At 69.8% G+C, this 13,465-nt stretch carries 9 protein-coding genes; 5 read left to right on the top strand and 4 right to left on the bottom strand.

Translation table 11 applies throughout. The features are described 5' to 3' along the window. Nucleotides 1–145: 145 nt before the first annotated feature. The 4 genes from ACFYOY_RS03125 to ACFYOY_RS03110 all read right to left on the bottom strand — a co-directional run bounded on the left by ACFYOY_RS03125 (nucleotide 146) and on the right by ACFYOY_RS03110 (nucleotide 4,095). Nucleotides 146–916, bottom strand: coding sequence for a succinate dehydrogenase/fumarate reductase iron-sulfur subunit (locus ACFYOY_RS03125; RefSeq protein WP_078643339.1), 771 nt, complete (start codon nucleotides 914–916; stop codon nucleotides 146–148). After that, nucleotides 913–2,868, bottom strand: coding sequence for a fumarate reductase/succinate dehydrogenase flavoprotein subunit (locus tag ACFYOY_RS03120; RefSeq protein WP_351906452.1), 1,956 nt, complete (start codon nucleotides 2,866–2,868; stop codon nucleotides 913–915). The genes ACFYOY_RS03125 and ACFYOY_RS03120 overlap by 4 nt, the downstream gene beginning before the upstream one ends. Before the next feature lie 15 nt (nucleotides 2,869–2,883). Continuing rightward, nucleotides 2,884–3,735, bottom strand: coding sequence for a hypothetical protein (locus ACFYOY_RS03115; RefSeq protein ID WP_351906450.1), 852 nt, complete (start codon nucleotides 3,733–3,735; stop codon nucleotides 2,884–2,886). Nucleotides 3,736–3,810: 75 nt separating this feature from the next. Beyond that, the gene (locus ACFYOY_RS03110) at nucleotides 3,811–4,095 is read right to left on the bottom strand and encodes a hypothetical protein (RefSeq protein WP_069864407.1); all 285 of its coding nucleotides are present in this window, start codon (nucleotides 4,093–4,095) and stop codon (nucleotides 3,811–3,813) included. 307 nt (nucleotides 4,096–4,402) lie between these two features. On the opposite strand from ACFYOY_RS03110, the gene ACFYOY_RS03105 reads away from it, so the two are divergent. The 5 genes from ACFYOY_RS03105 (at nucleotide 4,403) to ACFYOY_RS03085 (ending at nucleotide 13,464) form a co-directional block, all read left to right on the top strand. Then, a complete protein-coding gene (locus ACFYOY_RS03105; protein WP_351906447.1) occupies nucleotides 4,403–6,517 on the top strand; it encodes an ABC transporter family substrate-binding protein in 2,115 nt (704 codons plus the stop codon). 848 nt (nucleotides 6,518–7,365) lie between these two features. Beyond that, complete coding sequence (typA, locus tag ACFYOY_RS03100) at nucleotides 7,366–9,261, top strand: translational GTPase TypA (protein WP_137967278.1); 1,896 nt, start codon at nucleotides 7,366–7,368, stop codon at nucleotides 9,259–9,261. A gap of 514 nt (nucleotides 9,262–9,775) precedes the next feature. After that, complete coding sequence (locus ACFYOY_RS03095; protein WP_351879624.1) at nucleotides 9,776–11,419, top strand: ABC transporter substrate-binding protein; 1,644 nt, start codon at nucleotides 9,776–9,778, stop codon at nucleotides 11,417–11,419. A gap of 148 nt (nucleotides 11,420–11,567) precedes the next feature. Beyond that, the gene (locus tag ACFYOY_RS03090; RefSeq protein ID WP_351880959.1) at nucleotides 11,568–12,494 is read left to right on the top strand and encodes an ABC transporter permease; all 927 of its coding nucleotides are present in this window, start codon (nucleotides 11,568–11,570) and stop codon (nucleotides 12,492–12,494) included. Next, complete coding sequence (locus tag ACFYOY_RS03085) at nucleotides 12,487–13,464, top strand: ABC transporter permease (RefSeq protein ID WP_351879627.1); 978 nt, start codon at nucleotides 12,487–12,489, stop codon at nucleotides 13,462–13,464. Before ACFYOY_RS03090 ends, ACFYOY_RS03085 begins: the two co-directional genes overlap by 8 nt. The last annotated feature ends 1 nt before the right edge of the window (nucleotide 13,465 follow it).

Genomic DNA, 13,465 nt, shown 5'->3' with positions numbered 1-13,465 from the left:
ACAGCCGGTTGGTGGCGGGGGGGCCGGCCCGCCCCCCCCCCCGGGGGGGGGGTGGGGGGGGGGGGCCGGCCCCCCCGGGGGGGGGGGCCCCGGGGGGGGGCGGGGGGGGCCCCCCCCCGGGGGGCCCCCGCGACACGAAGGGGAGCTACTGCCCCCGGCGCCGGATCTTGTTGCCGAGCCAGACCAGCGGATCGTACTTACGGTCCACCGCCCGCTCCTTGAGCGGGATCAGCGCATTGTCGGTGATCTTGATCTGCTCGGGGCAGACCTCCGTACAGCACTTGGTGATGTTGCAGTAGCCCAGTCCGTGCTCCTCCTGGGCGGTGCGCTTGCGGTCCAGCCCGGTGTCGGCCGCAGCGTCCAGCGGATGCATGTCCAGCTCCGCGACCCGCATCAGGAACCGCGGCCCGGCGAACGCCTCCTTGTTCTCCTCGAAGTCCCGCACCACATGGCAGGTGTCCTGACACAGGAAGCACTCGATGCACTTGCGGAACTCCTGCGACCGCCCCACGTCCTCCTGCCACATCCGGTACTCGCCCGGCCCCACCCCCTCCGGGGGGACGAAGGACGGCACCTCGCGGGCCTTGGTGTAGTTGAACGACACGTCCGTCACCAGATCCCGCACCACCGGGAAGGCCCGCAGCGGGGTGATGGTGATCGTCTCGGCCCGGTCGAACACCGACATCCGGGTCATGCACAGCAGCCGGGGGCGGCCGTTGACCTCGGCGCTGCACGAACCGCATTTGCCCGCCTTGCAGTTCCAGCGGACCGCCAGATCGGGGGCCTGGGTCGCCTGCAGTCGGTGGACGATGTCGAGGACGACCTCGCCGTCGTTGACCTCGACGTGGAAGTCCTTCAGACCGCCGCCGTCCTGGTCGCCCCGCCACACCCGGAAGTGGGCCTCGTACGCACTCACTGGGTCAGCTCCTCGTCCGTCAGGTACTTCACCAGCTCGTCCTTCTCGAACAGGTTCAGCAGATCGGGCCGGATGGGCGGCATCTCGCGCCGCTCCAGCCGGATCTGGCCGTGTCCGGTGTCGGGGGCCGCCAGCCCGCCCGAGGGGTCGGAGAGCCGGCAGACCAGATTGAGCCGCCGCCATCCGCGGTCCATCTCCGGGCAGTCGTCGCGGGTGTGCCCGCCACGGCTCTCGGTCCGCTCCAGCGCGGCACGGGCCACGCACTCGCTGACCAGCAGCATGTTGCGCAGATCGATCGCCAGATGCCAGCCGGGGTTGAACTGCCGGTGGCCCTCGACCCCGGCGCGGCGTGCCCGGACCCGCAGACTGGCCAGCCGGTGCAGCGCCTCCTCCATCTCCCCGGCTTTGCGGATGATCCCCACCAGGTCGTTCATCGACTGCTGCAGTTCCTGGTGGAGGGTGTACGGGTTCTCCGGCGGCCCGGCCGGACCCGCGCTCTCGTCCGGCTCACCGGCCTCGGCGCTGAACGGGCGCAGCGCCTCGGCCGCCGCCAGGTCCAGCTGGGTCTCGTCCGGCACCGGACGGGTGCCCGAGGCCGCGGTCTCCTGGGCGTAGCGGGCCGCGTGGAGCCCGGCGCGGCGCCCGAAGACCAGCAGATCGGAGAGGGAGTTGCCGCCGAGCCGGTTGGAGCCGTGCATCCCGCCCGCGACCTCGCCCGCGGCGAAAAGACCGGGCACGCCGGTCGCGGCCGCGGTGTCCGGGTCGACGTCCACCCCGCCCATCACGTAGTGACAGGTCGGGCCCACCTCCATGGGCTCGGCGGTGATGTCGACGTCCGCGAGCTCCTTGAACTGGTGGTGCATGGAGGGCAGCCGCCGCTTGATGACCTCGGCGGGCATCCGGGTGGACACATCGAGGAAGACCCCGCCGTGCGGGGAGCCCCGGCCCGCCTTCACCTCGGCGTTGATGGCGCGGGCCACCTCGTCGCGGGGGAGCAGCTCGGGCGGGCGGCGGTTGTGGTCCGGATCCTCGTACCAGCGGTCGGCCTCACCCTCGGACTGGGCGTACTTCTCCTTGAAGACGTCCGGGATGTAGTCGAACATGAACCGCTTGCCCTCGCTGTTGCGCAGCACCCCGCCGTCGCCGCGCACCGACTCGGTGACCAGGATCCCCTTCACCGAGGGCGGCCAGACCATACCGGTCGGATGGAACTGCACGAACTCCATGTTGATCAGCGGGGCGCCCGCGAGCAGCGCCAGCGCGTGGCCGTCGCCGGTGTACTCCCAGGAGTTGGAGGTCACCTTGAAGGACTTGCCGATACCGCCGGTGGCCAGCACCACGGCCGGGGCCTCCAGCGCGAAGAAACGCCCCGACTCGCGCTCGTAGCCGAAGACCCCGGCGACCCGGTCGCCGTCCTTGACGATCCGGGTGACCGTGCACTCCTGGAAGACCTTCAGCCGGGACTCGTAGTCGCCGGTGGCGGCCTTGTCCTCCTGCTGCAGGGAGACGATCTTCTGCTGGAGGGTGCGGATCAGCTCCAGGCCGGTGCGGTCCCCGACATGGGCGAGGCGGGGGTACTCATGGCCGCCGAAGTTCCGCTGGGAGATCTTGCCCTCCGGGGTGCGGTCGAACAGTGCGCCCCAGGTCTCCAGCTCCCAGACCCGGTCCGGGGCCTCCTGGGCGTGCAGCTCGGCCATCCGCCAGTGGTTGAGGAACTTGCCCCCGCGCATGGTGTCGCGGAAGTGCACCTGCCAGTTGTCGCGCTCGTTGACATTGCCCATGCTGGCGGCGATGCCGCCCTCGGCCATCACCGTATGGGCCTTGCCGAACAGCGACTTGCAGATGACGGCGCAGCGCATGCCCTGCTCGCGGGCCTCGATCGCGGCCCGCAGCCCGGCGCCGCCCGCGCCGATCACGACCACGTCCCACGCCTGCCGCTCGACTTGCGTCATCGATGAGCACCTCTCCTAGAAAAAGCGGGGATCGTCGAAGGCACCGCTCGCCACCAGATAGACGTAGAAGTCCGCGACGGCGACGCTGATGAGAGAGGCCCAGGCCAGCTGCATATGGCGGGCGTTGAGCCCGCTCACCCAGCCCCAGAGCCGATAGCGCACCGGGTGCCGGGAGAAGTGCTTCATCCGGCCGCCGACGATATGGCGGCAGGAGTGGCAGGAGAGGGTGTACGCCCAGATCAGCGCGATGTTGGCGAGAAGCACCAGGGTGCCCAGGCCCATATGGCCCCAGCGGCCGTGCTCGTCCCGGAAGCCGAGCACGGTGTCATAGGTGAGGATCCCCGCGACGATCACCGCGAAGTAGAAGAAGTAGCGGTGGATGTTCTGCAGGACCAGCGGGAAGCGGGTCTCGCCCGTGTACTTGGCGCGTGGCTCGGCGACGGCGCAGGCGGGCGGCGAGGCCCAGAAGCCCCGGTAGTACGCCTTGCGGTAGTAGTAGCAGGTGAGCCGGAACCCCAGCGGGAAGATCAGGATCAGCAGCGCGGGGGACAGGCCCCACCACGCGCCGAAGATCTCCCAGTTGGCGCCGCCCTTCATCGGCACGCAGTTCTGGGCGACGCAGGGCGAGTAGAAGGGGGAGACATACGGCTCTGCGTAGTAGTCGTCCCCGGCGAAGGCCCGCCAGGTGGAGTAGACGATGAACGCGAACAGCCCGGCGGCGGTGATCGCCGGGGAGAGCCACCAGCGGTCACTGCGCAGATGGCGGGCGGGGATGGCGGCGCGTGAGGCGCCGTGCACGCCGTGCGGGGCCGTCCCGCCGCCTGCGGGCGCGGGTGTGGTGGCTTGGGGGTCGGTGCCTGTGGCCAAGGGGAACTCCGCGGTGGAGTGGTATGGGGGGACGATGGGGGGCGCCCCGACGACGGGAGGCGCGCCGGGCTGTCCCTAGGGCGCGTGGCGATCGCGCGCGCCGAGGCCCTCGTCGTCGACGTCCGACCACAGCGCACTGTTGTACGGCGCGTCGGGGACCGGAACCATCTCGGGGCGTGGTCGCTCCTCGGGAGCGGTCTCGCGCAGGAGGGCGAGGCTCTCGCGGAGGTGGTCCGCGTCGGTGCGGACACGGCGTATCTCCAGCCCGCCGGCGCCCACCCGCTGCTCCAGCCGGGAGACGGAACGGACCAGGTCATCGAGACAGCGCTGGACGGCCGTCAAGTCGTCGTTCAAGGACATGACTTGCCCTCACTTCCGCGGTTGCGGTTGGCGACGCTCATGCGACAGCGAGTGTTACGCGCCACGGTCGTGGTTGTGAAGGGATCTGTCGGGATTGGCGGCGCCACCGGCGCGATTCCGCCGCCGCGCGCCGGAGTGCGCGCCCGCCGCATTGATCCGGTCGGGTGATCCTTTCCCCTCATGGCCGTCTCCATGGCCTTCTCGGCGTGCTGTCCCATGAACCGTCGCTTTGAGTGAGGAGTATATGCGATCAGCGTCACACTATGCCAAATGCGCATATATCCGTCACCCTGCGGAGGTACGAGCCATGCCCCTCACCAAGCGCCGCCGCGCCATGCTGCTCGCCGCGGGGGTGATGCTGCCGCTGCCCGTACTGACCGGCTGCAGCTCGGACGACGACGGCCCGCCGCCGGCCGCCGCCTGGGACATCGCCTCCGCGCCGCGCACCGCGACCTCCGGCACCGGCACCCTGCGCTGGGCCCTGGACGCGGCACCCACCACCCTCAACGCATTTCAGAAGACCGCGGACACGGGCACCCAGCGGATCGCGGGCGCCGTACTGCCCTCCCTCTACACCCTCGACGCCCGGGGCAGGCCCCAGCGCAACGGCGACTATCTGACCGCCGCCGACGTCACCTCCTCCGACCCCAAACAGGTCGTGGTCTACAAGCTCAACCCCAAGGCGGTGTGGAGCGACGGCCGCCCGATCGGCGCGGAGGACTTCCAGGCCCAGTGGCGGGCGCTGCGCGGCACCGACGACGCGTACGGGACGGCGCGCAACGCCGGATACGACCGGATCGCCAAGATCGAACCCGGGGACAAGGAACACGAGGTCAAGGTCACCTTCGCCAAGCCGTACACCGACTGGCGCTCGCTGTTCACCCCGCTGTACCCGAAGAGCGTGATGGGCAATCCGGCGGTCTTCACCGCACCGGCCACCAAGGGGCTCGCGGTCGGCGCCGGGCCCTTCATGGTGCGCGAGGTCTCGGACGGCTCCGTCACCCTGGTCCGCAACCCCCGCTGGTGGGGCGACCGGGCGCGGCTGAGCCGACTGGTCTTCCAGGCGGTGCCGGCCGACAAGCGCGACCAGGCCCTGATCGACGGGCAGCTCGACCTGGCCGAGGTGGACCGGGCCACCGCCCGGCGCATCCGGGCCACCGCCCCGGACAAGCGGGCCGCGGGCACCAAGCAGGGCTCCTCGGCCCCGGGCAAGGCGGGCGCGCCGGAGCCGTCCACCGGCGGCCGGGAGGCGGCCGGAGCCGAGGGAGGGGCCACCGGCGACACCGACAAGAACCGGTCGCAGACCCGGGCGCTGAGCAGGTTCACCCTGCGCAAGGCCCTGGACTCCGCCTACACCCAGCTCGCCCTCAACGGCACCAAGGGCCCGCTCGCCGATGAGCGGGTGCGCCGCGCGGTGGCCCGCGCGATCGACCGGAAGGCCCTGGCGAAGCTGGTGCTCAAGCCGATGGGGCTGCCGTCCGAGCCGCTCGGCAACCATCTGCTCATGGCGGGCCAGCCGGGCTACAAGGACCACAGCGGCGCCCTCGGCGACCCGGATGCCAACGCCGCGCAGTCGCTGCTCGCCGACGCGGGCTGGCGGGCGGGCGACGCCGGGCGGCAGAAGGCGCTCGACGGCAAGACGGACGACCGGGGCAGGTGGCACAGCGCCCCGACCGCCACCGCCACGGACCCGGCCACCGACGGCGCCACAGACACCGCCACCGGCACGGCCCCCGCCACGGACCCCTCCACCGACAGCGCCTCCGGCACCGCGTCCCAGAGCGCCTCCGGCACCGCCTCCGCCTCCGCCACCAACTCCGAGCGGCCCTCCGGCGCCGCCCCCGCGGCCGGTGACGCCGGGCGGTCCGGACGGCTCGGCGAAGCGGCTGTCGTACGGAAGAAGGGACGGCCGCTGGTGCTGCACTTCGTCCTCCCCGACGACCGGACCGCCGCCCCGCTGAGCACGGTCGGCGAGCGCATCGCGCGGATGCTGGAGAAGATCGGCGTCCGGACCGAGATCACCAAGGTCCCGGGCGAGAGCTACTTCCGGGACCACATCGCCACCGGTGACTACGACCTGGCCCTCTACTCCTGGCCCGCCTCCGCCTACCCGGCCACCGACGGCCGCCCCATCTACGCCAAGCCGAAGCCCGCCGCGGACGGCTCCCTGGTCGTCGAGCAGAACTACACCCGGGTGGGCACCGACCAGATCGACCAGTTTTTCGACCAGGCGCTCTCCGAGCTGGACGGCGGCGCCTCCCGCTCCCTGGTCAGCCGCGCCGACTCCCGGATCTGGGCGGCGGCCGGATCGATTCCGCTCTATCAGCGCCCCCAGCTGATCGCGATGCGCAAGGGCCTGGTCAACGCGGGCGCCTTCGGCTTCGCCACCCCCCGCTACCAGGACATCGGCTTCCGCCGCTAGGGGTGCGGGCGGGCTCTTCCCCTCCCCGCCCCTTCCCGAAACTGGGACTCTGCCCCAGACCCCGGACCGGGGCTCTGCCCCGGACCCCGGGCACGGGCTTCGTACCGGACCCCGGGCGGGGGCTCTGCCCCGGACCCCGGGCACGGGCTTCGTACCAGACCCGGGGCCGGGGCTCTGCCCCGGACTCCGGGCACGGGCTTCGTACCGGACCCCGGGCGGGGGCTCTGCCCCGGACCCGGGGCAGGGGCTTCGTACCGGACCCGGGGCAGGGGCTTCGTACCGGACGCCGGGCAGGGGCTCTGCCCCGGACCCCGGGCACGGGCTTCGTACCAGACCCGGGGCCTGGGCTCTGCCCCGGACTCCGGGCCTGGGCTCTGCCCCGGACTCCGGGCAGGGGCTTCGTACCGGACTCCGGGCAGGAGCTTCCGTACCAGACCCCGGACCGGGGCTCTGCCCCGGACCCCGGACCGGGGCTCTGCCCCAGACCCGGGACCGGGGCTCCGCCCCTTCCCGCGGCATCGATATGCGGCTCGGCCGCGCGGCAGGGGCTCCGCCCCTGGACCCCGGGGGCCAGCGGCGGAGCCCCTGGTATCGGGAAGGGGCGGGGCGGGGAAAGCATCGATATGCGGCTCCGCCGCGTGGTCCGCCGGACACCCCATAGCGCGGCCACCCAAGGTGTCTCCGGACGAGGCGACCGGCACGTGGACGGGCCGCGAGACGGGCTGCGGCATCCGTCTCCGCGCCGTCCCCGTACCATGGGGGTGAGGCCGAGGCGTGATCAGCCCGGCGGAAGGCGCGTCGCACAAGGAGCGCGCCGCCACCCACGAAACCGGGAGAAGCGCGCTTCTATGCCCACGCGCCACGACATTCGTAACGTCGCCATCGTCGCCCACGTCGACCACGGCAAGACGACCCTCGTCGACGCCATGCTCAAGCAGGCGGGTGCGTTCGCGGCCCACCAGCAGGTGGACGACCGGGTCATGGACTCCAACGACCTGGAGCGCGAGAAGGGCATCACCATTCTCGCGAAGAACACCGCCGTGAAGTACCACCCGGCGGACGGCGGCGACCCCGTCACCATCAACATCATCGACACCCCCGGCCACGCCGACTTCGGCGGTGAGGTCGAGCGCGGCCTGTCCATGGTCGACGCCGTGGTCCTGCTGGTGGACGCCTCCGAGGGGCCGCTGCCGCAGACCCGCTTCGTGCTGCGCAAGGCGCTCCAGGCCAAGCTGCCGGTGATCCTGTGCATCAACAAGACGGACCGCCCGGACTCCCGGATCGACGAGGTCGTCAACGAGGCGTACGACCTCTTCCTGGACCTGGACGCGACCGAGGAGCAGATCGAGTTCCCGATCGTCTACGCCTGCGCCCGTGACGGTGTGGCCTCGCTGACCAAGCCGGAGGACGGCACCGTCCCGGCCGACAGCGACAGCCTCCAGCCGTTCTTCTCCGCCCTTCTGGAGACCGTCCCGGCGCCGGAGTACGACGCCGCCGCGCCGCTCCAGGCCCATGTCACCAACCTGGACGCGGACAACTTCCTCGGCCGTATCGCGCTGCTCCGGGTCGAGCAGGGCGAGCTGAAGAAGGGGCAGACGGTCGCGTGGATCAAGCGCGACGGCACCATCTCCAACGTCCGGATCACCGAGCTGATGATGACCGAGGCGCTCACCCGCAAGCCCGCCGAGGTGGCCGGCCCCGGTGACATCTGCGCGGTCGCGGGCATCCCGGACATCATGATCGGCGAGACCCTGGCCGACCCGGAGAACCCGATCGCGCTGCCGCTGATCACCGTCGACGAGCCGGCGATCTCGATGACCATCGGCACCAACACCTCCCCGCTGGTCGGCCGCGGCCCCGGCGGCAAGGGCGCCGACAAGTCGGCCGTGAAGGACCGGAAGGTCACCGCGCGGCTGGTCAAGGACCGGCTCGAGCGCGAGCTGATCGGTAACGTCTCGCTGCGCGTGCTGCCCACCGACCGCCCGGACGCCTGGGAGGTGCAGGGCCGGGGCGAGCTGGCGCTGGCGATCCTGGTCGAGACCATGCGCCGGGAGGGCTTCGAGCTGACCGTCGGCAAGCCGCAGGTGGTCACCCGGGAGATCGAGGGCAAGCTCCACGAGCCGATCGAGCGCATCACCATCGATGTGCCCGAGGAGCACATGGGCGCCGTCACCCAGCTCATGGGCACCCGCAAGGGCCGGATGGACAACATGTCCAACCACGGCTCCGGCTGGGTCCGCATGGAGTTCATCGTCCCCTCCCGCGGTCTGATCGGCTTCCGCACCGAGTTCCTGACCGCGACCCGCGGCACCGGTATCGCGCACTCCATCCACGAGGGCCACGAGCCGTGGTTCGGCGAGCTGAAGACCCGCAACAACGGGTCGCTGGTGGCCGACCGCTCGGGCGCGGTGACCGCCTTCGCGATGACCAACCTCCAGGAGCGCGGCGTGCTGTTCACCTCGCCGGGCACCGAGGTGTACGAGGGCATGATCGTCGGCGAGAACTCCCGCTCCGACGACATGGACGTCAACATCACCAAGGAGAAGAAGCTCACCAACATGCGGTCCTCCACGGCTGATGTGACCGAGTCCCTGGTCCCGCCGCGGCTGCTCTCGCTCGAGCAGTCCCTGGAGTTCTGCCGCGACGACGAGTGCGTCGAGGTGACGCCGGAGACGGTCCGGATCCGCAAGGTGGTGCTGGACCAGAAGGAGCGCGCCCGCACCGCGGCCCGCGCCAAGCGCTGACACTCACGCCCGGGCGCCGGGCGCCGGGGCCCGCTCCGGGCGCCGATGCGCACTCCGGAGCCGATCACGGAGCGTAGGCGCCCCCCTGTGCGTCAGTGAGCTGCCAACGGCCCGGACCCCCCGCTTCCGCGGCGGGGGTCCGGGCTGTTGCCATGTCAGGAAGGTGCCAGTCAAGCGGTTATCCGGGTCTGAGCGTCCGAGTATCGGAGTCCAGGCTCCGCATGATGTGTTAACAGTCCGTTTCGCGTGTGTCTGTCTGGGGCAGTTTTGTCCGGATTTCGAAGCTCCGCGCGTAGATGCTGTGACCAAAGCGAGACCCATAAGGTGTGGTTTAAGGGCCGGACGTGCTCAATCATGGGGTCCATTGAGCTCGGGTCAATGGGTCACACGCTGTGGGGAGCGCGGACCTACGAGCACATCTGGGGGGTTCCGGTCCCTTTCGCTGTCAGGGGTGTCAGCGTGTCTCCGGGTGCCCCCTCTCGTAGTGACAGTGGACTCCTGAGGAGGCAAACCCATGCGCGGTGCCAAGAGCGCCAAGTGGGTCGCGTTGGCAGCGGTCGTGGCGCTGGCCGCGACCGCTTGCGGTGGTAACGACAGCGACAGCGGCGGCAACGATATGAACAAGGGGACGGCGGACCCGAACGGGATACTCACCGCCCAGCTGAGCGAGCCGCAGAACCCGCTGCAGCCGGCGAACGCCAAGGAGAGTCAGGGCAGCCGCGTGCTGCGGACGATCTTCGCGGGGCTGGTGGACTACGAGCCGGGCACTGGCAAGCTGGTGTACGTCAACGCGGAGTCGGTCACCCCCAACAAGGACTCCTCTGTCTGGACCGTCAAGCTCAAGCCGGGCTGGAAGTTCCACAACGGCGAGACCGTGACCGCCAAGTCCTACGTGGACTCGTGGAACTGGTCGGCCAACGTGTCGAACAACCAGACCAACTCCAGCTGGTTCCAGGACATCAAGGGCTACGAGGACGTCCACCCGGAGAAGGGCAAGCCCAAGGCCGACAAGATGTCCGGCCTCAAGGTCGTCAACGACAACGAGTTCAAGATCGAGCTCAACAGCTCGGTCTCGTACTTCGCCTACAAGCTGGGCTACGACGTGTGGACCCCGCTGCCCACCGGGTTCTTCAAGGACCCCAAGGGCTTCGGTGAGAAGCCGGTCGGCAACGGTCCCTACAAGTTCGTCTCCTGGGACCACAAGAAGATGATCAAGGTCCGGAAGTTCGACGGCTACCAGGGCCCGAACAAGGCCAAGAACGGCGGCATCGACTTCAAGAACTACACCACCGCCGACGCCGCCTACTCGGACCTGCGTTCCAACAACCTGGACTGGATCGAGCAGGTCCCGACCACCGCGCTCACGAACTACAAGAGCGACCTGGGCAAGCGCGCGATCGACGAGGAGTACTCGGCGGTCCAGTCGGTCGTCCCGGCCTTCTACACCAAGCAGTTCAAGGACATCGACCCCAAGGTCATCCAGGGTCTGTCCATGGCGATCGACCGTGACACGATCACCAAGACCGTGCTGCACGGCTCCCGCACCCCGGCCGACAGCTATGTCGCCCGCGGCGTGATCGGCTACAAGGCCGGTGCGCTCAAGGACCAGGTCACCTACGACCCGGCCAAGGCCAAGGCCCTCATCAAGGAGGGCGGCGGTGTCCCGGGCAACAAGATCTCGATCCAGTTCAACGCCGACCAGGACCACAAGCCCTGGGTGGACGCGGTCTGCAACAGCATCCGCAAGGCCACCGGCGTCGACTGCGTCGGCGACTCCAAGCCCGACTTCCAGGCCGACCTGAACGCGCGCGACAAGCACCAGGTCAAGTCGATGTACCGCGGTGGCTGGGTGCTCGACTACCCGGTCAACTCGAACTTCATGAGGGACCTGTACGGCTCCAAGGCGGCCGGTAACACCAGCGGCTACGCCAACAAGGAGTTCGACGAGCTCGCTGCCAAGGCCGACAAGGCCGCAACCCTGGACGAGACCGTCAAGCTCTACCAGGAGGCGGAGCAGGTCCTCGCCAAGGACATGCCGGCGATCCCGCTGTGGTTCTACAAGGTCAACAGCGGCCAGTCCAACAAGGTCCTGGGGAAGATCCCCTACGGCCAGGACGGCGACCCCATCTTCACCGACGTCCAGGTGAAGAAGAAGTAATCATCGGGACCGCCGGCCGGTGCCGCCGCTCCTCCCACCGGGGAGCGGCGGCACCGGCCCGCAGGCGTGAGGCCCGCAGCTCATCCCCCCACCCGCGTGGCGCAGACGAGACGTGGCCTCCGCCGCCCCCCAACGGCATGGAGGCATGATGGGGCGCTATGTCGCCAGGCGACTGCTCCAGATGATCCCGGTGTTCATCGGGACTACTCTGATTATTTTCCTCATGGTCCACGTACTGCCCGGTGACCCTATCCGGGCGATGTGGGGAGACAAGGCCGCGGACCCCGCGCAGGTCGCGTCGCTCCGCCATGAGTTCGGGCTGGACCAGCCTCTGTGGAGGCAGTACATCGACTACATGGCCAACCTCTTCCAGGGAGACTTCGGCAAGACCTTCGGCGGTCGCCCGGTCTCCGAGGAAATGGGGATGGCCTTCCCGGTGACCCTCCGCCTCGCGGCGGTGGCCCTCACCATCGAGATCATCGTCGGCATCGGGCTCGGTGCCTGGGCCGGTCTCAAGGCCGGCCGCGCCGTGGACACCGGTGTCCTGATCTTCACGCTGATCGTCATCTCGATGCCGGTCTTCGTCCTCGGCTATCTGGCCCGGTTCATCTTCGCCGACGAGCTCGGCTGGCTGCCACCGAATGTGCAGGACTCGATGGACGTGGAGCAGCTACTGCTGCCCGGCTTCGTCCTCGCGATGCTCTCCATGGCATATGTGGCCCGGCTGACCCGGACCACCTTCGCGGAGAACCTGCGCGCCGACTACATGCGCACCGCGCTCGCCAAGGGCCTGCCGCGCCGCCGCATCATCGGCGTCCACCTGCTGCGCAACTCGCTGATCCCCGTGATCACCTTCCTCGGCACCGATGTCGGCGCGCTGGTCGGCGGCGCGGTGGTCACCGAGGGCATCTTCAACGTCCAGGGTGTCGGCAATCTGCTGTTCAACGCGCTCGGACGGCGGGAGGGCTCCACGATCGTCGGGGTCGTGACCGTCTTCGTCCTCGTCATCCTGCTGATCAACCTAGTCGTCGACCTGCTGTACGCGGTCCTGGACCCGAGGATCCGGTATGCCTGACATGACCAAATCCCAGTCCGGTGCGGCGGTCGACACGGCGGTCGATGCCGTGGCCCCGCCGACCGAGGTGGACACCGCACCCGCCGCCGGCCCCGCCCCCCAGGGCAAGCCGCGCTCGCTGTGGGGCGACGCCTGGTTCGAGCTGCGCCACCGGCCGCTGTTCTGGGTCTCGGCGGTGCTGCTGGTGCTGCTGCTCAGCATCGCGATGTTCCCCGGCCTGTTCAGCGGCGCCGATCCCAAGGACGGCGACCTGACCAACCACTTCCTGACCAAGCCGGAGCTGACGCACTTCTTCCAGGCCGACTGGTTCGGCTACGACGGGCAGGGCCGTTCCATCTACGCCCGTGTCATCTACGGCACCCGCGCCTCCATCATGGTCGGCGTCGGGGTGACGGTCGTGGTCACCATCTTCGGTGGCCTGCTGGGCATGCTGGCCGGGTACTTCGGCGGCTGGATCGACTCGATCGTCTCCCGCATCGTCGACATCTTCTTCGGTCTGCCGTTCCTGCTCGGCTCGATGGTCGTGCTGAACGCGTTCACCGAGCGCAAGGTGTACGTGGTGATCGCGGCGCTCGCCTTCCTGGGCTGGACCACCATCGCCCGGGTGATGCGCAGCTCGGTGATCACGGCCAAGCAGGCGGACTACGTCACCGCGGCGCGCGCCCTCGGCGCGGGCACCAACCGGATCCTGTTCCGGCACGTACTGCCCAACGCGCTCGCGCCCACCATCGTGGTCGCGACGATCTCGCTCGGTGCCTACATCTCCGCCGAGGCCACGCTGTCGTACCTGGGTCTCGGCCTCGCCGACCCGACGATCTCGTGGGGCATCGACATCTCCTCGGCCAAGGACGCCATCCGGGACAACCCGCATGTGATGCTGTTCCCGGCCGGAATGCTGAGCCTCACGGTCTTCGCATTCATCACGCTCGGCGACGCGGTGCGCGACGCCCTCGACCCCAAGCTGCGCTGAG

The organism is Streptomyces sp. NPDC007875, from assembly GCF_042868035.1.
In the GTDB taxonomy this organism is placed as follows: Bacteria; Actinomycetota; Actinomycetes; order Streptomycetales; family Streptomycetaceae; genus Streptomyces; species Streptomyces antimycoticus.
This window is presented reverse-complemented; position numbering and strand designations above follow the sequence as displayed.

Excerpts from the sequence above, each read along its gene's own strand:
- ACFYOY_RS03120 (WP_351906452.1), bottom strand. The coding sequence starts at position 2,868 with ATGACGCAAGTCGAGCGGCAGGCGTGGGACGTGGTCGTGATCGGCGCG.
- ACFYOY_RS03110 (WP_069864407.1), bottom strand. The coding sequence starts at position 4,095 with ATGTCCTTGAACGACGACTTGACGGCCGTCCAGCGCTGTCTCGATGAC.
- ACFYOY_RS03105 (WP_351906447.1), top strand. The coding sequence starts at position 4,403 with ATGCCCCTCACCAAGCGCCGCCGCGCCATGCTGCTCGCCGCGGGGGTG.
- typA (WP_137967278.1), top strand. The coding sequence starts at position 7,366 with ATGCCCACGCGCCACGACATTCGTAACGTCGCCATCGTCGCCCACGTC.
- ACFYOY_RS03095 (WP_351879624.1), top strand. The coding sequence starts at position 9,776 with ATGCGCGGTGCCAAGAGCGCCAAGTGGGTCGCGTTGGCAGCGGTCGTG.
- ACFYOY_RS03090 (WP_351880959.1), top strand. The coding sequence starts at position 11,568 with ATGGGGCGCTATGTCGCCAGGCGACTGCTCCAGATGATCCCGGTGTTC.
- ACFYOY_RS03085 (WP_351879627.1), top strand. The coding sequence starts at position 12,487 with ATGCCTGACATGACCAAATCCCAGTCCGGTGCGGCGGTCGACACGGCG.